Raw genomic sequence first — 23,809 nt, forward strand, 5'->3', positions numbered from 1 at the left:
ACATAGTTTAATCAAATCAAGGATATAAATTAAAAGACATTCAGTTAACTAAAAAAAACAAAATGAAAAGGATTGTATTCTCATTTTTGCTTCTCGGAATTACCGCTGGAGCATGGGCACAAAAACCTGTCAAATTTAAAAAGGATGATGTAGTCAAACTTTTGGTGGAGAAGAAATACACCGATGCGAAGGATTTGATTGATAAAGTTTTGGCCAATCCTAAAGAACAGGACAATAAAGAAGCTCTTACTTATAAAGCAGTTATTTACGCTAATCTTGCATCTGACTCTGCTCAGGCGGCTAATTATCCGGATGCCTTACAGACCAGCGCATCTACATTGGATCAGTTACAACAGAATACAGACACCGCGGCATTTAATAAGTTGATGCGTGAGGACCAGGGTATTAATGCCGTATCGGTCGTGTATTCCAAATCTTTTAATAATGGTCTTAATAAGTTTAAGGATACAGCTTGGGATGAGGCTTATAAAAGTTTCTACAATGCATACAAATGGGCAGATTATATTACCAAAAATGGTTTTAGTCAGAACCCCGACAGAAACGCAATAGATACATTTACCGTTTTATATACTGGTTTCGCAGCACAGAACGCATCCAGATATAATCAGGAAAACGGCGGTTCATTCCAAAATCCCGCTATGGCAGACTCTGCAATGTCTATGTATCAGAAATTAGCTGAACGTAATATCGCCACGAAGGATATGGCAGCCATGTATCAGTTTATGATTCAGTATTATCAGGTTAAAAAGGATAAGGCAAATACAGATAAATACTTAGCGCTCGCGAAAAAGAATTATCCCGATAAAAGTGATCTCTGGAGTCAGATTGAGACACAGGCGATGTTGGCTGGAGGTAGTGTAAACGACATTATTAACAATTACAAACAAAAAGATGCCGGTGGACAAATGACAGAAGCGCAATATATTGAAATTGCACAGACACTCGCCAACGCTGAAAAATCTACTCAGGATACTGCGGAGATAGCCGCTGCGAAAGCTGCTTCCATCGATGCATATGCGAAAGCGTTTAATTTGAGCCAAAATGGGATATATGCTTTTAACGTCGGTATTTTGAACTACCAGAAATTTAGCGCACTGGATGATGAGTATTATGCTAATAAGGGTGAAGAGGCAGAGAAGAAGGCCAGAAGAGATGCGATTGAGAAAGAGCAAGCTCCTATTGCAGACTCGTCAATTACATGGTTGACAAAAAGCTTTGATATTCTTTCCAACAAACAGGATAGGGATAAAAATGAAGTGGTCTCCCTAAACCGCGCTGTCGATATTATAGCAAATCTCTATAGCTGGAAAATGAACAAGGCCAGAGGACATGATCCCAAGGCTTATGATAAATACAATGCGTTGTTTCAGAAGTTTGATGGTTTACATGATTCTTTCAAATAAGAAGATTGACTGTATATAAATTTGGTGACAGCCCTGTTTATTTAATTAATCAGGGCTGTTTGTATAGAGGAAGCTCTGTTTGTATTTTAATTATAATTGGGTACAATTCATGAATTATTCGGTGAAAATGATTTTTTTTAGCCTGCTTCCATTAAACTTTAAGGGCAAATATCCTATCTATATACACAGAAAGGATAATGAAGCTGCGTATGGCCACCGCCTCTGATTATCTGAAAACCTACATGAAATTTACCGCATTCCGGATGAAGTGACAGGCCCGATAAGGTGTGTTTTATGTGATTATATCATTATTTAAATCTACAAACATGAAAAAAGCAATATATATATGGATGCTGTGTTTGGGTGGACTTTTTTTTAGTCAACAAAGTTTTGCCCAAAGAGGCCATGGCCACGATCAGAGGGGGCATTACAGCGGAAAGTCTTATAGAAAGGCTCAGAAACATTATCGTAAAAGCCACGCAAAAGCCTACAAGCATTATCAAAAACAGGGACATTATTATAGCAATCGCGGTCATTACAGTGGCAGAAGCCATTATAACAGCAGAAGAATTGTGAGGGCTCCCAGAAGGTCATACAGAGTCGCACCATGGGCAGGCCGGCACCATTACCACTATAACCGCCATGTGTATTTTCCAGACTATCATGCATTCTATGACGCACGCAGGCATGGATATGTATATAGAAACAGGGGGCGTTGGATATTTTCCGAGGCAGTACCCAGTTTTATGGTGGGATTGAACTGGAATAACGTTAGGCTGCAGTATTTACAGGGTGTCCCTGTAAGTGCTTACCCGCAGAACTACTATGATACATATAGCAGCAGATATCCGGCAGTATCTTTTAACCTGAATTTGAATTTATAGACATAGGTAAGCCTGCGGTATTGAAAAGAACAAGTCAATGGCTACCATAAGTATAGAGAAGGGCGGGCTACCTGAATAAATTGGGTGGTCCGCTTTTCTTATTGGTAAAACTGCTTAAGAAAAGCTATTTTAGCTTGCGTTTTAGAAATTCGATGAGTTGCGTTGTGGCCTTCTTACGATGACTGAACTTGTTTTTTTCTTCCATGGTCATCTCTGCAAAGGAGTGTTCGCTACCATCTGGTATAAATATCGGGTCGTATCCAAAACCACTTTCTCCCGTAGGTCGCTCTGTGATCCTGCCCGTACAAATTCCCTCAAAATAGTAGGTCTGATGTTCCCAAATCAGTGCGATGACAGTTCTGAACTGCGCCTGACGCATCGCCTTACCTTGCATCTTTTCTAACAGAAGTTCAATATTTTGCCTGTCTGTTGCTTTATCGCCGGCAAACCTGGCGCTTTTCACGCCTGGCGCTCCACCTAATGCAGTGACTTCAAGTCCACTGTCTTCACTGAAACAATTTTTGCCGGTTAGGTGAGAAATGGTCTGTGCTTTTTCCAGAGCGTTATCCTGTAAGGTGTCATGTGGTTCTGGAATCTCTATAATGATACCTGCTTCCTTTAGAGGTAGGATGTGAATCTTATCGCCGATTACGTTTCTGATTTCTCTGACCTTATTGGGATTATTCGTCGCAAATATGAGTTCCATAACAAGTATATATAAGGTTATCCTTTAAGATGAAAAAATTGTTGAAGTGCGTTCCAAAGTTTCATTTTTTCTGCTTTTGCCTCCTGCGTTGTACTCATCATAGCAGACAGTGGGGCGGCCAGCAGAAAATGGCTCTGGTCAACCTTCTGAGATTGATAAGGCGGAAAAGTGAACTGAAGTTGCAACTGCGCCGGGCTGAGGCCAAAGATCAGAAAATGAGTGCACTCCGGATCCTTGCTTAATTCAATATAGCTGCGTGGCGTTCTGGCGTAATTGATCAAGGCAACATCTGTTATGGAGAGTTTACAGGCTTTCAGGATATTGGTCAGGAACTCCAGCTCCTTATCTCCTATAAATACGCTAGACTTATCCTCTACCAGAATAGCGATCTGGCGGTTGTTTGAGCCCAACCACCATTTTTTAATTTCTGCCGGGTTTTGAACAATATTTGGCTTTTCCGGTGAATTAATTTCATTACCTTTGAGTACCAATTTTGCTGAAAGCGAGGGTGTTGGTTCTGTAATAACGAGCACGTCTTTGTATAATCCGGCTAACACGAATTCAGGCAATTGCGTATCCATAATTATTGAATTATAAACATTTGGTCAAATATACATTTAAATTTCAGATTTTATGAGCGAGTCTTTAGCTATTAAAGTTTCCAAAACTGATTCCAGCCGGTTGCCACAGGTGGAACTCAAAAATATTCATTTTGGGCATGTTTTCACGGATCACATGCTGGTGGCAGATTATACCGATGGGAAATGGCAGCAGGTGGAGATTAAACCCTATCAGCCATTAACATTTGCACCTTCTCTGGCTGCTATACATTATGGCCAGTCTATATTCGAAGGGATTAAGGCCTATAAAAACACCAAAGGGGAAGCCGTGATCTTCCGTCCGGAAGAGAATTTTAAGCGTTTTAATCAATCGGCAGTGCGTATGGAAATGCCGGAGGTTCCCAGTGAGATATTTATGGAGGGTATGAAACAATTGATCAATCTGGACAAGGATTGGATTCCCGCCATGGAAAACCATTCTTTGTATATCCGTCCTTTTATGTTCGCCACTGATGAGTTTATTGGCGTACGCCCATCCGGTTCCTATAAATTCATTATTATTTTGAGTCCGACCGGACCTTATTATGATAAGCCGATGCGTATTGCTGTTGAAGAAAAATACACGAGGGCTGCTCCGGGAGGCGTCGGTGAGGCCAAGAATGCGGGTAACTATGGCGGTAGCCTGAAGCCTGCACAGGATGCCATCCGCAACGGTTTTGATCAGGTACTGTGGACGGATGCTTTTGAGCATAAATGGTTACAGGAAGTTGGAACGATGAATGTGTTTTTTGTACTCAAGGATGCAGTCGTCACGCCTTCGCTGGAAGAAGGTACTATTTTAGATGGGGTTACCCGTAAAAGCGCTATTGTTGTTCTTCGTGAAATGGGTCTTAATGTGGAAGAAAGAAGAGTCAATGTAGAGGAGTTAATTCAGGCTTATGATAACGGTGATTTTGTGGAAGCCTTTGGTACTGGGACCGCTGCAACAATTTCCAGAATTAAAGAATTAAGCTATAAAGACAAGCATATGGTTTTTGATCTGGACAAAGCGGAGGTCTCAAGGGAACTGGCTAAAAGACTAAATGATATCCGCATCGGTGTGACCGAGGACAAACATGGTTGGATCGTGAAGCTATAGGTATTGATCGGCCGGCGCAGATGGATTTACTGCATGGCTGAAGATGAGTTTTGAAAACCGCAGAAAAGAAGCACAACTGGTTTCACTACTATGGGTAGTTTGAAATCTGTTGTGCTTCTTTGTATTTAGACAGGCGGCTGACAATGGATTTTTGCCTTATTTTTCTTATTTTTGTGCTTTACAATATCAGCTATAAAAGGCTGGCTATTTTGACAATCCCATATCGCGAATATGGCGAAATAGCATTGTATTTTACCGGATTTGCTGCAATTTAGAGGCCTGAATCGCTTTTTTAATCGCTTTATATTAAATCATTTATGGGGCATGAAAACCTGATACACCAAAATCTCTTACTGATTTTAGCTTTATTCTTCGCGATGGCATTGTTATATGTCTTAAGTCAGCGCTTTCGGATATCCTATCCGATTTTTCTGGTGATAGGTGGACTGGGCATAAGTCTGATACCAGGTGTACGGCCTATCAGTATTGATCCGGATTTGATTTTCCTCATATTTTTACCACCGCTACTTTTTGAAGCCGCCTGGTATACTTCATGGAATGATTTCTGGAAATGGAAGCGGTCAATCTTCTCCCTGGGTTTTGGTTTGGTGATTATGACCTCACTTGCGGTAGCTTTTTTTTCTGTGAATATCATTCCCGGATTTACGTTTGCTCTCGGATGCTTGCTGGGAGGAATTGTTTCTCCGCCTGATGCGGTAGCGGCAACCTCAGTGCTAAAGGGGCTTAAAATGCCAAGACGAGGTCTCGTCATCCTGGAGGGTGAGAGTCTGGTGAATGATGCTGCCTCCCTGACTGTTCTGAGATTTGCAATAGCTGCTATTTTAACCAGTCAGTTTGTTTTCAGGGTAGCGGCAACTAATTTTATGATCCTGTCTGTGATGGGAATTTTTGTGGGATTAGTGATTGCTCATTTGCTTTATTTTATTTTGAGATATTGGGCTAAATCCTCAAGTATTACGACACCTATTACATTGATTGCTCCTTATATCATGTACGTTGTGGCGGAGTATTTTAACTGGTCCGGTGTACTGGCGGTTGTCAGCGGAGGTTTGTTCCTTTCATTTAGGTCCAGTGATTTTTTAAATTACCATACCCGTCTGCAGACACAGGAGGTCTGGGCCACTGTGGGATTCTTACTGAATGGTTTTGTATTTATCCTGATCGGGCTGGAGTTGAAACAAATTATCCATAGCCTGGAGGGTTATTCTATTGAAGAGGCGATCCGGTATGCTTTGGTCATTAGTGTGATCGTTATAGTCATCCGGATTATTCTGGTTTATCTGGCGCTTTTTTTACCAAGGTTATTGTCTTCCAAAATCAGAAATGAGGAACGTAGTCCGGGGCTTAAACTGCCCTTTGTCATCGGATGGGCAGGTATGCGTGGGGTGGTTTCACTGGCTTCTGCATTGGCGATTCCTATTACGCTGTCCGATGGAACTGACTTTCCTCATAGAAACCTGATTCTCTTTATTACATTCATAGTTATCTTGGTAACACTGGTGTTCCAGGGATTAACCTTGCCATTCTTCATTAAATTCCTGAAACTGAAAGAAATTGACGACTACCGGCCCGAGGTGGAACAGCTCGAAGAAATTCGGTTAAGACTCAGTAAAGACTCGCTGAACTATATGGATAAGCATTACGGTAAGGAATTACAGGAATATGAAAGTATGGCTAAGATCAAAGAGCAGATCATGCGCAGTATTACAATGAGCGAGCTCAATTTGTCGGAGCAAAATGATGAAGCAACTGCCCGGTCTGAACGTAAACTGAACCGGAAGGTCCTGCAGGAACTGGTCAAACTGCGTCGATCGTTATTACATACGATCCGCTATGAGAAAAAGTATGACGATAGTGTCATCAGGGATATGGAGCACAGTCTGGACCTGGAAGAGGCACGGTTGGCTAAATATTAAGGCTACGGGCCCATTATGCCGGTTTACCGCTTTAAAGCGGCTGTTAACCGTTCTTGACATAAGGGATTAAAGGATAGGTGGTATCTTTGCCGTCTAACAAAAAAATATCCTATGAATGTCTTTGCAAAGCCGACAGAATTAAAGGACCTGGTCAGAACAGTTGCCATTGGGGACGCCTTGCAGGCAAAATGTAATGAAAAAGGAAGGGACAGCGTTACCGATCATAATGACGTGCAACATTTTGCATTAATCAAAACAACATGCAAAATTGTCAAAAGTGCTCCATATAGATTAGACCATTATGCGATTGTACTTTGCCTGAGCGGTCAGGCTAAAATGACTTCAGGTCATTTTAATTTCACGGTTCGGCCTCAGAGCATGCATTTTGTTTTTCCCGGAATGATCAATGTTGTGGAACAGAGCTCTGAAGATTTTGAAATCTATATGGTTTTATTTAGCCGCGATTTTTTTGCTGATATGTATCTGAAAGAGGCTGTTCTGGAAAGCATACTGGATCAGACCCCTGATTTTCCCCCAATTAGCCAGTTAGATAATGACATGTTTGCAAAGGTTAAATCCCTGATTGAAGGTATGCATGAAGAATATAAAATGCAGGAAAAATTCCATCTGAAGCTTATTCAGTCAATGCTTATGCAGCTGTTTTTCTTATCCGGCCGTATTTTTCAAAGTGAGATACAAGCCCAGCCGGCTATAGCTTCCAGAGGTTATCAACTTGTACAACAGTATAAGAAGGCGGTTGATGAAAACTTCATGGATAGGAGGATGGTTCAGTGGTATGCAGATAAATTATTTGTTACTGCAGGGTATTTGGGGGAGACGGTAAAGAAAGAAACAGGTGAAACAGCAATAAAGATTATTCACCGCCGAGTTTATCTGGAGGCACATTATTTACTTAATTATTCGCAACTTAGTGTTAAAGAGATTTCTGATCAGCTCAATTTTGACACACCATCACATTTTTCGAGATTTTTTAAGCAGTTTGCAGGATATGCGCCAACAGCATTGAAGAAAAATATTGCTTGATTCATTATTGAAGTAATGTATTGGGTCACTATATTTTGGCCTGCAGCCCAGTTATATTCAGTAAACGCGGTTGCAGGCTTTTGTATATGTTAATTGCTCTGAAATAAAAGCATCCCCTGAAAATTGGTCATTTTTACCGCAATTTTGGAATTGATTGCTCTATCACGCCATACTACCTTTGCCTGGTCAATGAGTTATTCAAACTGCAGTTTTAAATAATACACTGAATAAATTATTTGATCACTAAAAATGAAAAAGATGAAAATTTTAAACAAAATAGCCGTATTATCGCTTGCATTGGTCCTTGGATTGACTATTAATGCAAAAGCACAGACCGCTCCTGAACGGTCCGGAATTCAGTTAAGTGTCGGACCGCAGGCCAACTTGCCATTGGGTAGTTTTAAAGATGCATATGATTGGTCCATAGGTGGAAGTGTACAGGCGGATTTTCCTGTATTAAAGAATGACTTGTATGTAGTCGTTAACGCTGGTTATAATAATTTCTTTGCAAAAGAAGGAGCAGGTACCGGCAAAGATCTGGGTGTTATCCCCGTAAGCGCCGGTTTGAAATATTATTTTCCTAGCACTAATTTATATGTACAGGGTACTGCTGGTGTGGGATTTTTGACCAGCAAAGATGATGTTGCCGCCGATAAATCTGCTTCCTTTACCTATAGCCCGCAGGTCGGTTATTTATTAAATCTGGGCGGTCGTAATGCATTGGATATTGCGGTTAAGTTCGAAGGAGACAGCAAGATATACGACAATGGTAAGTCCAGCAATTTTCTGGGTTTACGTGTTGCATATAACTTGGGGCTGTAATTATCAAGATAATAAAGAAGAAGTCTGATAAAAATCCCATATTTTGGATTTTGTTTTTCTGCCACCTGTACTCTTACGGGTGGCTTTTTTGCGAAGTGTGATTATTGTTAAAATGTTTTCTATCTTTAATAGTTAATTTTAACGACTATGAAAGCCGTCCAGTTTAGGGTCGCGAGACCCACGAATCGATTAAAGCAAATAGTTAGGTTCTACAATGAAGGCATAGGATTGAACATCCTTGGACAATTTGAAAATCATGAAGGATATGATGGCGTTATGTTGGGACTACCCGGCAAGACTTATCATCTTGAATTTACGCAACATATAAAAGAGGCTGTGTTGGCTGAGCCCACCAAGGAAAATTTGTTGGTTCTGTACTATGATAAAATCGAGGATTATAATGAAGCAAACGATCGGCTAAAATCATTCGGCGCTATGCCGGTTGAGCCGGAAAATCCATATTGGAAGGATAAAAGTACGACGTATGAAGATCCCGATGGCTGGAGGGTCATCCTTTTTAACGGTGTTTTTAATCCTTAGCGCTTTTCAATGAATTAATATGAGCTAAATATGGTATGGAAGCTTAGGACAGAGTGTGTATATTTGAATGTCTGGAGGAGCGGAAGTATGGGAACGTGCAGGACCGCATTGCCACGCGGGTTCATTTCGTGCGTTTAGGTGCGAATGCCTGAATGCATCAATATAGACGGCTTAATTTAGCGGCATGCTAAAATATATAGGCTTGACACCTAACGCTATTTGACTATTTACCGAAAAGATAGAGGGTTTGATTGGCATATTCTGCTGTGTTCATTACCTTTGCCACTCAAATTTTAAAAATACTAGGCTAAATATTCTTAGTAAATAACACTGAATGAAGACAGATAAAAATACCATTATAGGGCTTGCGTTGCTGGGTATATTGTTTATTGGCTACTTTGTCATTACCGGCAAACAGAAAGACGCTTATGAGAAAAGTCAGCAACATATAAAAGACTCTCTTGCGCTGGTCCAGAAAGCTCAAGCGAAACCAATTGATACTGTAGCGCTTATTCAAGATTCCTTAAATGCAGATTCGCTGGCAAAAGCCGGCGCCGCTGGTAACTTTACAGGCGCTGCAAACGGTACCGAACAGCTCCAGGTTATTGAGAATGATCTGATGAAAATCACCTTTTCCAATAAAGGGGGACAGATTCAGAAAGTAGAATTAAAAAAATATAAATCTTATGATTCTACTCAGGTAATCCTCGGAGGAACCTCTAATAAACTGGGATATGCGATCAATACTTCTGCCAATAGTTCTACACAGACTACAGATCTGTATTTTACGGCAGAACCTGTAAAGCAAAATCAGGATGGCACACAGACTGTTACTTATAAGCTTTCCAATGCCAATGGACAGGTTGTTGAGCATCAGTTTGTAATTAAGAAGGATAATTACATGGTGGATTGGAATATCCTGATCAATGGCGCTCCTCAGCTGTTGACACAGAACGTACTGAATATCAACTGGGTAAATATCTTGCATCGACAACAGTTAGCGGTTAAATATGAAAAAGAACAGTCTTATCTGGCCTATAATGATAGTAAAAAGGGTTATGATGATGAACGGGCAGCAGGTGGGGCAGATGAACAGTTCAAGAACGGCCTAACATGGATGGCTTTCAAGCAGCAGTTCTTCAACATGACCTTGCTTTCTAAAGGTGGAATTGGAGCAGGTAGTACGGCTAAAATGACTGCACAACCGGGTGATGATGGCGATTCAACGGTAAAACAGATTTTCCATGATACGGCCGCCCTTAAAATAGAAGTGCCGAGTACGGCTTCCGTAAATATTCCGCTTCAATTGTATTATGGTCCTAATGATTATTATATTCTGAAGACATACGACAATGGGATGCATAATATGGTAGACCTAGGCTCCGGTATTGATGCATTTGCTAAATATGTGAACCGCTGGTTCATTATGCCAATCTTTAACTTTATTGCCAGTTTTGTCAGCAATTATGGTTGGGTGATCATTCTGCTAACGATTTTTATCCGTCTGATTACCTCTCCACTTACATATAAAAGTTATTACAGCAGCGCGAAGATGAAGGTATTGAAGCCGGAAATCGATGCACTGAAAGAGAAATTTGGCAAAGATCAGCAAGGGTTTGCCATGGAGCAAATGAAGCTGTTTAGAGAAGCGGGAGCTAACCCGCTCAGCGGATGTATGCCCATGTTGTTACAGATCCCGATATTCCTTGCCTTATACCGGTTCTTTAACTCCAGTATCGCGTTACGGGGCCAGAGTTTTTTGTGGGCTAAGGATCTGTCTGCCTATGATGCTATCATTCATTTTAATACACATATACCCTTATTAGGAGATCATCTGAGCCTTTTCACAATTACCTATTGCGTGACCAGTATGTTCACCAGTATGTATAATATGAACATGTCGCCATCTACAGGCCAGAACCAGGCAATGATGAAATATATGCCCTATTTCATGCCGTTCATTTTCTTCTTTGTATTTAATGGATTGCCCTGCGCCCTGACGCTTTACTATACAATTAGTAATCTGGTAACATTGGGGATACAGCTGGTCATCCAGAAATATATTCTGGATCATGATAAGATCCTGGCAGAAATTAATACGAAACGTAAACAGCCGAAGCAGAAAAGTAAGTTCCAGGCGCGGATGGAGGCGATGCAGGAACAACAAAAGAAAATGCAGGAAATGCGAAAAAAGAATAAGTAGTTAACTGCCTATCAGCCAAAAGGGCGATTCCAACAAGGAATCGCCCTTTTGGCTTGAAACCATTTAGGTTGCTGTTTGAAAGCAAAATCCCACCTACTTTAATGATAGGAATTATCAATTCCAGAGATAATAGCTTTACTCGGATAATCGAGAAGGTTCCAAAAACTTGGCGTACATTTGTATATTATATCACTAATTTAATAGACTATGTGGCTCAATAACATCTTAGAAACCATTGGAAATACCCCATTGATCGAACTGAATAAGAGTGTCAAAGGGTTACCCTGTAAGGTTTTGGCCAAAGTAGAATATTTTAATCCTGGAAATTCTGTAAAAGACCGCATGGCCATTAAAATGGTAGAAGTCGCTGAAAAAGAAGGCTTGTTAAAGCCTGGAGGCACGATCATTGAAGGAACCAGCGGCAATACTGGGATGGGGCTGGCGCTGGCAGCTATTATTAAGGGTTATAAATGTATTTTTACAACAACAGATAAACAAAGCAAAGAAAAAGTAGACATCCTAAAAGCATTAGGGGCTGAAGTGATCGTGTGTCCGACAAATGTGGAACCAGAAGATCCGCAGAGCTATTATTCGGTCTCCAGAAGATTGGCTGAGCAGACACCTAACTCATTTTATGTAAACCAATATGATAACCTGGCTAACCGCCTGGCGCATTATGAACAGACGGGCCCAGAGATCTGGGAGCAAACCGAAGGGAAACTCACACATCTGGTCGTTGCTTCGGGTACGGGCGGTACGGTAACCGGGGTCGGTAAGTATCTGAAAGAAAAAAATAAAGATATCCAAGTCTGGGCAATCGACAGTTATGGTTCGTTACTGACTAAATATTTCCGGACCGGGGAGCTGGACAGTAAGGAAGTTTACCCATATATCACCGAAGGCATCGGAGAGGACTTTGTACCACAAAACTTCGATATGTCCTATATCGATCATTTCGAACAAGTGACCGATAAAGATGCTGCAGTGATGGCCCGAAGGATAACTAAAGAGGAGGGAATATTTGTCGGTTACAGTGCCGGGAGTGCTTTACAGGGTATCTATCAACTGAAAGACAAATTGAAGAAAGATGATCTTGTCGTCGTGATCTTCCACGATCATGGTAGTCGTTATGTGGGTAAAATCTATAACGATGAATGGATGATGGAGCGGGGCTTTATGGAGGTAAAAACCCTGAAAGATATTATTAATGGGCGTAAAGAAAACAAATTAATTGCTATTGAACCGGAGGCAACGGTTGTGCAGGCCGTAGAGCTCATGAGAAAATTTGATATTGAAAACATTCCGGTAAGAGATCAGGATCAGATTATCGGTTCTATTAGTGAAAGTGGCCTTTTTCAAAAGATATTTGCCAACCCGGAACTAAAAAACGAGAAGGTGAGTCAGGTGATGGAAAAGCCTTACCCGGTGGTGCCTATTGAAACACCCATTGAGAAGAGCAGTCATTTGATCAGCCGTGAAAACGGGGCTATTTTGGTCACTGATGAGTTGGGTAATCATCATATCGTTACCAAGTTTGATTTCATCCATAGTTTTGCTCAATAGTTATTTAACGTGGAAGATCTACCGATAGAAGAAAATCCCTGGAAGGTTGTTTCCGGCAAAGAAGTATATGATAATCCCTGGATCAATGTCACCGCTTATGAGGTGATCAATCCATCGGGAGGTAATGGTATTTATGGTAAAGTCCATTTTAAAAATCGGGCCATCGGTGTTGTGGCGATGGACGAAAATAATCAGCTGTTCCTGGTAGGGCAATACCGGTTCCCTTTAGAAAGATATAGCTGGGAATTACCCGAAGGCGGCGGTCCGCTGAATGAAGCCGCGCTGAGCGCGGCAAAAAGGGAGCTCCTGGAAGAGACTGGATTGGTCGCGAATAATTGGCAGGAGTTTTTGACTATGGATCTTTCTAATTCAGTTACGGATGAGCAGGCAACCGTATTTCTGGCCACGGGTCTTAGCCAAAAAGAAGCGGCACCGGAACCAACAGAAAAATTGCAAATCATCCGTAAGTCATTCAGTCAGGTTTTTGATCTGGTGATGGCAGGGAAGATCACGGATAGCATTACAGTTGCGGCTATCCTTAAATTAAAAGCGATGGGGTATAGTTAATCGCAATGATGATCTCCCCGCGTTTCCGAGAGTCAATGATGACTGTTTATTGCCCGATGCCGTAATAGATAAAACCTGCCTTGGTCAACTGCACGTCATCATAGATATTTCTGCCATCAAATACAACCGGGGTTTGCATCAGTGATTTTATCTGATTCCAGTTAGGAAGCCTAAAGGCATTCCATTCCGTAATGAGTGCAATGGCGTCAGCACCTTTGACGGAGTCATATACATCTTCTGCCCATTTCACTTTATCGGATAATACTTTGCGGGCTTCTTTCATGGCTTCCGGGTCATAGACCTGGACTTTCGCTCCCGATGCCAGTAACGCTTCGATCAGTACCAGCGCCGGTGCCTCCCTCATATCATCGGTATTAGGCTTAAAAGCGAGTCCCCAGACCGCTATAGTCTTGCCCTCCAATGATTGATCATAATGCCGGTTGATCTTGTCAAATAATACCTTTTTCTGTGCATCGTTGACCGCTTCCACAGCTTCTAGCAAACGTAATGGATATTGATGATCCTTACCCGTACGCAGTAAGGCTTTAACATCCTTGGGAAAGCAAGAGCCTCCATATCCGACTCCCGGGTAGAGGAACTTTCTGCCAATGCGGGGATCGGTGCCTATACCCGCCCTTACATGAGATACATTGGCGCCGACTTTTTCGCATAAATTTGCAATATCGTTCATAAAGCTGATGCGGGTGGCCAACATGGCATTGGCTGCATATTTTGTCATTTCCGCGGAAGGAATGTCCATATACAGAATACGGTAGCCATTCAACAAGAATGGCTTGTAGAGCGTATCCATTGTTTCCCTGGCCCGGTTGCTGTCAATGCCCACAACGATTCTGTCAGGGCTCATAAAATCTTTAATGGCCGCCCCTTCTTTTAGAAACTCTGGATTAGATACGACATCAAAGGGTATATCCTGCCCTCTTTTTTCTAACGCTTTGTTGATCGTAGCCCGGACCTTTTCTGAAGACCCGACCGGCACAGTGCTTTTGGTAACGACAACTGTATAATCTTCCAGATGTTGTCCGATCGAATCTGCTACAGAGAGTACATATTGCATATCGGCGCTGCCATCTTCTCCCGCAGGGGTGCCTACTGCGATAAATACGGCGCCAGCGTCTTTTATATGATCCGCTATGGAAGTGCTGAAATGAAGCCTTTTGCTTTTGACATTACGGTTAACAATATCTTCCAGTCCAGGTTCAAATATGGGCAAGATGCCTTTTTGAAGATTGTCAATCTTTTGCTGATCGACATCCACACAGCAAACATCCACCCCGATATCTGCCAGACAGGCACCTGTTACTAATCCCACATATCCTGAGCCCGCAATTACTACTTTCATGTATGCGCATTTTAATTTATTATTATAACCCTGCTCAAATTGTCCCAAACCAATCCGGCGTCGAAAGCCTAAAAATAACTCTGTAGCAGGAATTAAAAAAGTTCTGGAAAGATAATACATCCTTCTTTATCAAATTTTAAAAAAAGCCTAATCTGCATTCCACTGTACAGGATTTGGTTAAAAATAAGGTCATGGTTGCGTTACCAGTCTATTTTTTGTACTTTGCGCACAAATCATGTAAAATATGACAGATCAATATAAATATACAGTGACAGACAGGTTTTTGCGGTATGTAAAAATTGATACACAAAGCGATCCAGATAACCCGGCTTTTCCTTCTTCAGAGAAGCAAAAAGATCTTAGCAAGCTCTTGGTTAAGGAATTGTTGGAAATGGGCATTAAGGATGCGGTGATGGACCAAAATGGCTATGTTTATGCGACAATTGAATCTAACACAGATAAAGAAGTCCCGGTTATTTGTTTTTGCTCCCATGTGGATACTGCGCCGGATTGTTCTGGAAAAGATGTACGGCCTATTGTTCATGAGAATTATGATGGCAGCGATATTCAGCTGCCCGATGATCCGGATCAGGTGATCCGTATGGCGGACTATCCTTATTTAAAAACACATTTGGGTAAATCGATCATTACGGCTAGCGGTAAAACGTTGTTAGGCGGAGACGATAAAAGCGGCGTTGCGGTTATTATGGATTCGGCTCATTATTTAATCAACCACCCAGAGATAAAACACGGAACCGTAAAAATTTTGTTTACGCCGGATGAAGAAACTGGCAGAGGTACCGAAAAGGTGGACTTAAAAAGACTGGGCGCTGATTTTGGGTACACATTGGATGGAGGCGAACTGGGAAGCTTTGAGGATGAAACTTTCAGTGCTGATGGAGCCAAAATCACGGTACACGGGGTTATTGCACATCCGGGTTATGCGAAAGGTAAGCTCGTTAACGCGCTTAAAATTGCAGGAGAAATCCTGGCTGCTTTACCTAAAAATGAATTCAGTCCGGAAACGACCAGTGGGAGAGAAGGCTTTGTGCATCCTGTCAAGGTAGAAGGGATTGCAGAGGAGGCGTCCATTGATTTTATCGTGAGAGACTTCATAACCGAGAATCTGGCAAAACATGAGGCCAGACTCAAGGCGATAGCGGAAGAAATCATCCTGCAATATCCAGGTGTTAAACTAGACTTTGCTGTCAAGGAACAATATCGGAATATGAAGGAAATCCTGCAACAATATCCGGAGGTGGCTGATAATGCCATCATAGCATACAAGAACGCAGGATTGGAAGTGGTCAATGAACCTATCAGAGGGGGCACAGATGGCAGCAGGCTTAGTTTTATGGGCCTTCCCTGTCCAAATATCTTTACCGGCATGCAGGCTATCCATAGCCGCCACGAGTGGATTGGTATTTCAGATATGGAAAAAGCAGTGGACGTTTTGGTCGAATTGACAAAAGTGTGGGAAGAAAAAGCCTAAATCAGTTGAAAATACAATTCTAGCAATTATATTTGCATCCCGAGAGAATATCGGGTATAGGCCTCGTAGTACAATGGATAGTATATGAGTTTCCGAAGCTCCAGATCCAAGTTCGATTCTTGGCGAGGCCACTGGTAGCACTGGTTATATTGATAATCAGCGCTTTTTTGTGCTTTGATGTAAAACCCAATTAATGAAAAACGACATTCATATCAACTGTACCTTGAATCATTGATGATGAATAGCTATTGGTCGTCAGGCCAAATGTTATTATTAAATGAATTGCCGATCGGACTTTAGTTTCAGCTTTGAATACCTGAATCTTATCTGCGAGAAATGTTACATAGGATTTGGTAACTGTAAATGGGGATTGAAGACTTCGTCTCATAAAGGCGGTCTCTACCTTTAAACTAAATAAAATATGTAGTTTGAACCAATGTTTTATGTAAGTGAGGCGTGAATCGATAGCCGGGCTCAATGTATTTATAAGTAAAAGCGGGCATCCTTATAAGAAGATAAGATGCCCGCCTGAATCTTTAATGCTATTTATGATACTATGCTATGCTCTGACTTTAACTGATCTGCTTTTTAAGAGAAGCTACCTCTTGCTGCAAATTATTTACAACACCTGCCAATCCGGCCATTTGGCCAACATCCCATCTCTGGTGCTTATCAATTTTGGTAATGATCATCTGGGCCTTCCAGATCTCCATAATATCAATCGCATCCAGTTGATATGGGTCAAAAATAGGATTATCGCTGACTAAGGTTACCTGTTCCCTGGTTTTGTTATTGCGTACTATCCGTTTATAAACGATACCATTGGATCTGGAAACAACAATATAGGCGTTATTATTTTTTACATCATTGAGGTGCTCAACTTTTTCCCCGACAACAACGCTGCCGCTGGGGGTAGGAAGCATGCTGTCGCCGACGATTTCAAAAGCGCGGTAAAAACCGGGGGCCAGCATTGGCAGGGTAAAAGTGTTCAGCTCATCTAAAAACTCATTATCTTCATAACCCGCTAAGTACCCGGCTGCAGCTTTCACTGGCACAAATTGTACCTTTGCTTCTGTCGTACTGGCCATCATCATTGCACGTCTTCTGTCTAAATACGTACCCTCTCCCGGTTGATCTAAGTCTTCCAGAAAAAGCTCATCCAGGCTTAATTTGAATATCTGTCCGATAGCCGTTAATACATCAATACGAGGTTCAGCCCGACTCTCTTCATAGGCGCCGATAAGGGAACGCTTAATGCCTAGTTTATCAGCCATCTGAGCTTGTGTCCAACCACGCAGCTTTCTTAGATATTTCAGGTTTTTGCCGGCGTATGTAGTCATGTTTTTGAATTTTTAGAGTGAACACTAATACGATTAGTGCAATTTACTAAGGATTGGCAAGACTCCCAAATAATTTGGAGTTTTTTTGCAAGAAAAAACTAAATAATTTTATTTTTCGTATTTGATAGCAAAAAATCCAGTGAAATAGAACGGCTGAGCTCATAAATCACTGGATTTCTTATTTCTATCCTTAGGTCAATACGGTTATTTGTCTTTATTCTTTCCGCCACCAAAAATGCGCCTAAAAATTCCCTTTTTTTTAGGTTCTTCTTTTTTGGGAGCCGGCATGACAGCTTTGGGCTGTGCCTTTTTTGCACCTGAAGAACTTCCGCCTATCAGCGGGACATCATTTTGATCAGTATTATTAATATTTGTATCGCTCTCCGGTCCAATATCTTGCGGTTTAATACCTGGCTGGTTGAAAATGTTATTCTGGATGCTATCAGTACTGTCTTTAATATCATGTGCCCAGTCATAAATCACGGATTCTGCCGGATTAACACCGCCGGTATTGAAATGTTGACTGGAGTTCAAGCCAGCAGCCTTGTCCTTATAGGCTTTCTGGAAGAAATAGGCCCAGATCGGAAGTGCCAGAGAGGAACCTTGGCCAATAGCTGTGCTATTGAAACGAATAAAGCGGCTGTCGCATCCCGTCCATACACCTACTAATAATTGAGGCGTAAACCCAATAAACCAAGCATCACTATTGTCATTGGTGGTACCGGTTTTACCAGCAATATCTCCCGGTATATCGTAGCGGGCCATTCTTCTGCCGGTACCATAATCAATCACGTCTTCCATCATAGAAACCAGAGAACTGGAAGTAATGTCACTGATGACTTGTTTACGTTTAGGTGTGCTGGTAAATAAAATATTGTGATGCGCATCTTCTATGCGTGTTATAATCATCGGCTGGACGGTAAATCCTCTTCCGGGGAACATCGAATAGGCCTGCATCATTTCGTATAGTGATATCTCGCCACTACCCAGGGCAATGGCAGGGTAGGGGTCAATCTTAGAAGTAATGCCGCAAGTCTTTAAAAAATCCACAAACTTAACAGCGCCATCATTGCCTTCCGGCCCAAGCTGTTTCATGATGTATGCTGTGGCGCAGTTGCGGGATTCTGCAAGCGCTTCGGACATCGGCATTGTTCTGCCGGTACAGGTAGCTCCGGTTGCCGGAACATTACCATATCCTTTAAAGTATTGCTGGACGTCTTCTACCGGCGTACCGGGGGTAAAACCGCCTTTTTCTATTGCCAGGCTGTAGAGAAGAGGCTTAATGGTAGAGCCGACCTGCCTTTTTGTATTGACATTGACATGGTCAAACTTATACGTCTGGAAATCGATGCCACCCACCCAGGCTTTAACTTCTCCAGAGATAGGATCCATGGCCATGAGGCCAGCCTGCAACATTTGTTTGGTATAACGGATGGAATCATACGGTGTCATAACCGTATCTGTATGCCTGTTTTTGTTCCAGGCAAAGACACGCATTTTGGTTTTAACATGGAAGGACTTTTCAATGTCTTTATCGGACATGCCATTCTCCTTTGAGGTTTTCCAGCGGTTGCTACGCTTCATCGATCTTTCAATGGTAACTTCGTGCCCTTTCCAAATGCTGCCATTTTTAACATTCTCCTGTGCATTCAAAAGTTTTTGCATGGAGCTCATATGCTTGGCTACAGCACTCTCTGCATAGCGTTGCAGATTCGGATTGATGGTCGTATAAATCCTGAGGCCGTCACGATATAGATTATAAGTTGTGCCATCAGGTTTTTTATTGGCAGGGTCTGCACACCACTGTTTGAGCTGGCGGATCAGTTCCATTCTGAAATAAGGAGCCAGGCCATTGGAGTTACTCATTTTATGATAATTCAGCACAATGGGGGCTTTTTTGATCTTTTCAGCTTCCTGGGGGGCAACAAAATGGTTACGTACCATCTGATTGATGACCACATTGCGGCGCTGCAGCGCCTTGTCCATGTGCAATCTCGGATTGTATGTTGTAGACGCTTTCAACATTCCGATCAGCACAGCGGCCTGGCCCACGGTCAGATCAGAAGGGTTAACCTGGAAGAAAGTTCTGGCCGCATTGCGGATCCCATAGACGTTATCTCCAAAAGGGACGGTATTCAGATATAGCGTGACGATCTCATTTTTGGTAAAGTTTCTTTCCAGTTTGATGGCAATGATAGACTCTTTGAGCTTTTGGATGATTCTGATAAAGGCATTCCGCTTGTAATCAGTAAACAGATTTTTAGCTGTTTGCATTGTAATCGTACTGGCTCCCCCTTCGCCACCCAGGGAAAACAGTGCTCTGGCCAGAGAGCGGGGGTCGATACCGCTATGTTGATAAAACCGCTCATCCTCGGTTGCCACCAAAGCCTGAATGACGTGGGGGCTGATCTGATCAAAGGACACATTGATCCTGTCCTCGGAATAAATCTTACCCATGATGGTTCCGTCGTCTGCATATATCTGACTGGCTTCTGAAGCGTTCGGATTCTGTAATTGTTCAATAGAGGGCATTTCGCCAAGCAGTCCATAATTGGCCATCATAACCAGCAAACATGCGCCGAGTAGTCCTGCGAAGAATATGATCCAAAGGACGCGAACGACCTTGTTTTTATTTCTTTTTTTGCCTTCGGACTTGTTTGGCTGCTTTTTTTCCTGCTTCATGCTTGATTTTCTATTACTATTATATTTGAACTGAGGGTATTAGGGCCCTGTCCGCATTAAATACGTCAGGACTTATCAAAAAATGGACCGTTTCCAATTCTCAGCCGACCAAAAATAATGACTTCCTTAAAGATAGCCATAAAAATACTATTTTGACTCAAATTGCTTCCAGGCTGCACGGTAATTTATCAGATCTTCTCCTGATTTTAACTTATTCATATTCTGTGGGCTAACGATAATAAATTCATATTTATCCTGCGTGAGCCATGGCAGGATGGTAGAAGGTGTAACTTCCTGAATTTGTTTAAGATATGATTTTGCCGCGGCGTAGTCCCTAAAAGGTCCGATTTGAACCATATCATAATCCTCCAGTCCCTGGCGATTCACCGGCCATTTTTCGTGTTCAAATGCCAGAAGGTTATAGCGGTTAAAGGCGTTGGCGGCCTCACTGGCAAAAACCGGAGCGACCTTATGAAGCGTAACGGTTACATATTGCGGTGCTGAGGGGTTAAAGATGAACCCTCCGATCGTAGCAGATTGTTTTACAGGGGTTGAGGGAGGCATTACCGGAGCGCCTGTTGTGGGTGGCTTCTTTATTGCCCCCACCTGTGCTACAGGATCGATTTGCGTGGAGTCCGTCACCTTTTCAGGGCGTGTTTTTTTCTGATCCCTGGTGGATGACGTTACAACTATCGGATGCGATTGGCTGGAGTCGGCTTTTTTCACGATCTGCCCAGCCGGCAGCTCGGTAACCGGCGTTCTTGTCTTGAGGCTATCAACTATCTGCATCGGCGGTTGTACTATATTGTTACCGGGAATACCGGTCATGACCATTGTATCAGGCCTTTTCAGATTAATTAAGGAGCTTTTGTCATTTATCGCACCCGATAACTGATTGATGGCCCCACTACTGGAATCAGTCAGATCAAGAATTTTTTGGCCCCGGAGCAAACCGATCCTTCTTTCTCTCTGATCTGCCAGCGCTATGGCAGCAGTTTCCAGCCTTGCCAGCCGGTCGTTTTGAATATATACGTTGGGGCTAATCTTTAGTTGCCGCAAATAAGCCTCAATTTCACTGCGCCTTTTAAGAATACTGAGCAAATGCTGCGCCTGGTTTTTAATGGGAGAGGATGTAAAGCGCTGTATCAGATAATTGAGTTTTTTGATCGCTACCGTATCCCTGTTTTCTGATATGTGATAGACTGCTTCAATATACAGGAGTTGTGGGGTCCAATAAAAACTTCCGTATTTTTTATCCGCTATTTGTTTTAGTGAATCTGCTTTTCTAAAGGCGCCTTCAACAAAAAGTTGGTAAACTTCATTATAGGCATAAGTGGCCTGGTTCCGCAGGCTTGTTTCCTGGATACTGTTTTTGAGACTGTCCTGACGCCGGATTTTATTGATCCAGGTGCTGTTTTTATATTGGCGTTCCAGGGAGCTGAGCACCAGATTTGCTTTATCCCTTTTACCTAGCAGTATCCAGCAGATATATTGATTAAACAGTACTGCATCTGTTGAATCCCAACCATTAAATCTACGCAATAGAGAATCATACATATATAGTGCCCCTGTATAGTTTTCCATAGAATTTTGCAGGATTTTACCTGCTGTAAATAAACGCGATGCAATCTTATTATTACTGCTATCTAGGGCTCCTTTTGTGAGCGGCAATCCTTTCAGGAGGTCCTCTGGCTGTATATTACTGCTATCCAGTTTAAGTGATCCATCTTCATTAAAAGCATCGAGAATGGACTGGTTATTGCTGGCTTTTGATGGCCCATTAGCTGCGCCGGTAATCGCACTCAGCCTTTGCCAATTGTCGACATTAGGACGATTGCCAAATTTCTGCTTGAAAAGCTGGTATCCACTGTTTTTTAAAGTGGGGTTATTGAAGTACCAAATCGTAGATCCGGATGTTAAAGAAGGAAACAGGCTAGTTGGTGTCACAGGCCTGCGGATGGCAGGGTTGGTCACATTACCCTCCTGCGTTTCGCGGTCGCGCTGTATGGCTTTACGGATTTCCCGAGCCTTTTCCTTCAAGATATTCATCCGTTCTTTTTCGGGCAGTCTGGCCAAATGCTGCAGGCTGTCCTGATAATAAACAGAATCGAGCTGCACGGCTACATTGCTTAACGGAGATTGCCTAAGTGTTAGCAGTGCGCGATCAGCCTCCCCAGGCAGGTCTGCAGATTTTACGCTATCATAAAAACGAGAGGCGTCATAAAAATTGTTTTCGTCATATTCCAGCCCGGCAAGGGTAAAATAGGTTCTGCTTTTCTGCCAGTCATTTGGGGGCGTTATTTTTCTTCCCGCTTCGATACTGGAAAGAAGTAATGCACGTCCTGTTTTGCTTTGCCCTTTATTAAGTGCGATCGCGGCCTCGGCAAAATAGATTACATCCTTATATCGTCTATACTTATCTCTTCTGGCGAGCTTTTGCAGTAGCACCATATGTGGGTCCTGGTCGCTTTTTTGGCCGGTCTCTGCTGCGACACTGCCTTGTGTATTTTTCATCGATGCCTCTGCCAATGCTGCATAAATACTCAGCAGAGGATCAGTAGCCGATGACTTAGCCTTTGCATAATAGGTGGCCGCGGAAAGGCTGTCACCGCCCAGCGCATAAAGCTGTCCGGTCAAATAATACATTCTCGGTCGAACGGCTTTTTTATAAACAGAATAGCCTGATTGACGCAGGTAGGCGGCAGCGCTGTCATATTTTTTCAGCCGGTAAAAAAGCAGTCCGTGCGTCTGCGCTATGACTGGCTTTAAACGCTCCGGCAACAGACTATCTTTTTCGATGTAGCCCAACAAGACCCGCGCCTGAATATAATCACCTGATTGTATGAAGTTTTTTATTTGCCAGAGAAGGCCGTCGTTTCTTCTTTCTTTGCGGGCATAACTATTTTTGCTGATGCCTTTGTGTTCGGGGTTTAGAATGGTAAAGTGTCCTTTCACTTTACTGATATTACTTCCTATGGGCAGATCATATCCGTCATCTTTGGGTGCAAAGGCGTAATTGAGATATTGAAAAACCTGATGAGCGGTGTCATACTTCTGCTGATAATAATATGCCTTGCCTAAAAGGAAATACAGCTCATCTACATATTGGTTGCGTAGATCATGGAGTAATATCCCGGCGGTGGCATGCTGAATCACCGAGTCCAGATAAGCATTGCCAGCCATTGCTTTTGCATCATAAGGATAATAAGTCAAGAGCTGAGCATAATCTTCTTTATAGCCGGCAGTAGCCTTGTTCAGGATGTCTTCCATGCGCTTATTGGCATTATAGAGGTAATTAAAGCGCGTAAAAGTATTTTGCATAAACTGTTGGAATTTCCCCAACGGACCATAATCGGTTTTTTCAGCACGCAGAAGCTTCTTGGCAAATTCAGCCGGCTTTTCGTCTTTTAGATGCAGGGTAGTCCCGGGTTGGGCATGCAAAGACCGGATGCTGCAAATAAGCAGCATCAGCAATAGTGTTGTCCACTGCCCAGCCCGTGCCGGTATATCCATGCTTATTAAACGTTTTGGTACTGCTTTTATTATG

Annotated in this window: 17 protein-coding genes and 1 tRNA gene; 12 read left to right on the forward strand and 6 right to left on the reverse strand. The window is 42.5% G+C overall.

Going from position 1 to position 23,809, the window contains the following annotated elements; genetic code table 11:
• Window positions 1-62: 62 nt before the first annotated feature.
• Both K9M52_RS15005 and K9M52_RS15010 read left to right on the forward strand, forming a co-directional pair.
• On the forward strand, window positions 63-1,424 hold the full coding sequence (locus K9M52_RS15005; RefSeq protein ID WP_224069246.1) for a hypothetical protein: 1,362 nt from the start codon (window positions 63-65) through the stop codon (window positions 1,422-1,424).
• 326 nt (window positions 1,425-1,750) lie between these two features.
• Window positions 1,751-2,308, forward strand: coding sequence for a hypothetical protein (locus tag K9M52_RS15010; protein ID WP_224069247.1), 558 nt, complete (start codon window positions 1,751-1,753; stop codon window positions 2,306-2,308).
• 124 nt (window positions 2,309-2,432) lie between these two features.
• Here the strand turns inward: K9M52_RS15010 and rdgB are convergent, their stop codons facing one another.
• Both rdgB and K9M52_RS15020 read right to left on the reverse strand, forming a co-directional pair.
• Window positions 2,433-3,014, reverse strand: coding sequence for an RdgB/HAM1 family non-canonical purine NTP pyrophosphatase (gene rdgB, locus K9M52_RS15015; RefSeq protein WP_224069248.1), 582 nt, complete (start codon window positions 3,012-3,014; stop codon window positions 2,433-2,435).
• A gap of 17 nt (window positions 3,015-3,031) precedes the next feature.
• On the reverse strand, window positions 3,032-3,595 hold the full coding sequence (locus tag K9M52_RS15020; protein ID WP_224069249.1) for a hypothetical protein: 564 nt from the start codon (window positions 3,593-3,595) through the stop codon (window positions 3,032-3,034).
• Window positions 3,596-3,647: 52 nt separating this feature from the next.
• Here K9M52_RS15020 and K9M52_RS15025 point away from each other — a divergent pair, with 52 nt between their 5' ends.
• The 8 genes from K9M52_RS15025 to K9M52_RS15060 all read left to right on the forward strand — a co-directional run bounded on the left by K9M52_RS15025 (window position 3,648) and on the right by K9M52_RS15060 (window position 13,388).
• A complete protein-coding gene (locus K9M52_RS15025) occupies window positions 3,648-4,712 on the forward strand; it encodes a branched-chain amino acid aminotransferase (RefSeq protein ID WP_224069250.1) in 1,065 nt (354 codons plus the stop codon).
• A gap of 317 nt (window positions 4,713-5,029) precedes the next feature.
• Entirely contained in the window at window positions 5,030-6,649 is a 1,620-nt protein-coding gene (locus K9M52_RS15030) for a Na+/H+ antiporter (RefSeq protein WP_224069251.1), read from the forward strand.
• 231 nt (window positions 6,650-6,880) lie between these two features.
• Window positions 6,881-7,693, forward strand: coding sequence for a helix-turn-helix domain-containing protein (locus tag K9M52_RS15035; RefSeq protein ID WP_224069252.1), 813 nt, complete (start codon window positions 6,881-6,883; stop codon window positions 7,691-7,693).
• A 258-nt stretch (window positions 7,694-7,951) separates the two neighbouring features.
• Complete coding sequence (locus K9M52_RS15040; RefSeq protein WP_224069253.1) at window positions 7,952-8,515, forward strand: outer membrane beta-barrel protein; 564 nt, start codon at window positions 7,952-7,954, stop codon at window positions 8,513-8,515.
• A 147-nt stretch (window positions 8,516-8,662) separates the two neighbouring features.
• Window positions 8,663-9,055 carry a VOC family protein gene (locus K9M52_RS15045; RefSeq protein ID WP_224069254.1) on the forward strand — a complete coding sequence of 131 codons (393 nt, stop codon included), beginning with the start codon at window positions 8,663-8,665 and terminating at the stop codon, window positions 9,053-9,055.
• A gap of 334 nt (window positions 9,056-9,389) precedes the next feature.
• Window positions 9,390-11,258 (forward strand): membrane protein insertase YidC, encoded by a 1,869-nt coding sequence (gene yidC, locus K9M52_RS15050; protein WP_224069255.1) that lies wholly within the window; start codon window positions 9,390-9,392, stop codon window positions 11,256-11,258.
• 207 nt (window positions 11,259-11,465) lie between these two features.
• Window positions 11,466-12,821, forward strand: a complete 1,356-nt coding sequence (locus tag K9M52_RS15055; protein WP_224069256.1) for a pyridoxal-phosphate dependent enzyme — start codon at window positions 11,466-11,468, stop codon at window positions 12,819-12,821.
• A 9-nt stretch (window positions 12,822-12,830) separates the two neighbouring features.
• Window positions 12,831-13,388, forward strand: a complete 558-nt coding sequence (locus K9M52_RS15060) for an NUDIX domain-containing protein (RefSeq protein WP_224069257.1) — start codon at window positions 12,831-12,833, stop codon at window positions 13,386-13,388.
• A 46-nt stretch (window positions 13,389-13,434) separates the two neighbouring features.
• Here K9M52_RS15060 and K9M52_RS15065 read toward each other — a convergent pair whose 3' ends face one another.
• Window positions 13,435-14,748, reverse strand: coding sequence for a UDP-glucose dehydrogenase family protein (locus K9M52_RS15065; protein WP_224069258.1), 1,314 nt, complete (start codon window positions 14,746-14,748; stop codon window positions 13,435-13,437).
• 244 nt (window positions 14,749-14,992) lie between these two features.
• Here K9M52_RS15065 and pepT point away from each other — a divergent pair, with 244 nt between their 5' ends.
• Together pepT and K9M52_RS15075 are read left to right on the forward strand one after the other, a co-directional pair.
• Complete coding sequence (gene pepT, locus K9M52_RS15070; RefSeq protein WP_224069259.1) at window positions 14,993-16,240, forward strand: peptidase T; 1,248 nt, start codon at window positions 14,993-14,995, stop codon at window positions 16,238-16,240.
• Window positions 16,241-16,299: 59 nt separating this feature from the next.
• A tRNA-Arg gene (locus K9M52_RS15075) sits at window positions 16,300-16,371 on the forward strand.
• Between the two features lie 441 nt (window positions 16,372-16,812).
• On the opposite strand, the gene K9M52_RS15080 is transcribed toward K9M52_RS15075, so the two are convergent.
• The 3 genes from K9M52_RS15080 to porW all read right to left on the reverse strand — a co-directional run bounded on the left by K9M52_RS15080 (window position 16,813) and on the right by porW (window position 23,775).
• Window positions 16,813-17,580, reverse strand: a complete 768-nt coding sequence (locus K9M52_RS15080; RefSeq protein WP_224069260.1) for an XRE family transcriptional regulator — start codon at window positions 17,578-17,580, stop codon at window positions 16,813-16,815.
• Window positions 17,581-17,784: 204 nt separating this feature from the next.
• The gene (locus K9M52_RS15085) at window positions 17,785-20,262 is read right to left on the reverse strand and encodes a penicillin-binding protein 1A (RefSeq protein WP_224069261.1); all 2,478 of its coding nucleotides are present in this window, start codon (window positions 20,260-20,262) and stop codon (window positions 17,785-17,787) included.
• 147 nt (window positions 20,263-20,409) lie between these two features.
• Window positions 20,410-23,775 carry a type IX secretion system periplasmic lipoprotein PorW/SprE gene (porW, locus tag K9M52_RS15090; RefSeq protein ID WP_224069262.1) on the reverse strand — a complete coding sequence of 1,122 codons (3,366 nt, stop codon included), beginning with the start codon at window positions 23,773-23,775 and terminating at the stop codon, window positions 20,410-20,412.
• Window positions 23,776-23,809: the final 34 nt, after the last annotated feature.

It is taken from the genome of Arachidicoccus terrestris, assembly GCF_020042345.1.
In the GTDB taxonomy this organism is placed as follows: domain Bacteria; phylum Bacteroidota; class Bacteroidia; order Chitinophagales; family Chitinophagaceae; genus Arachidicoccus; species Arachidicoccus terrestris.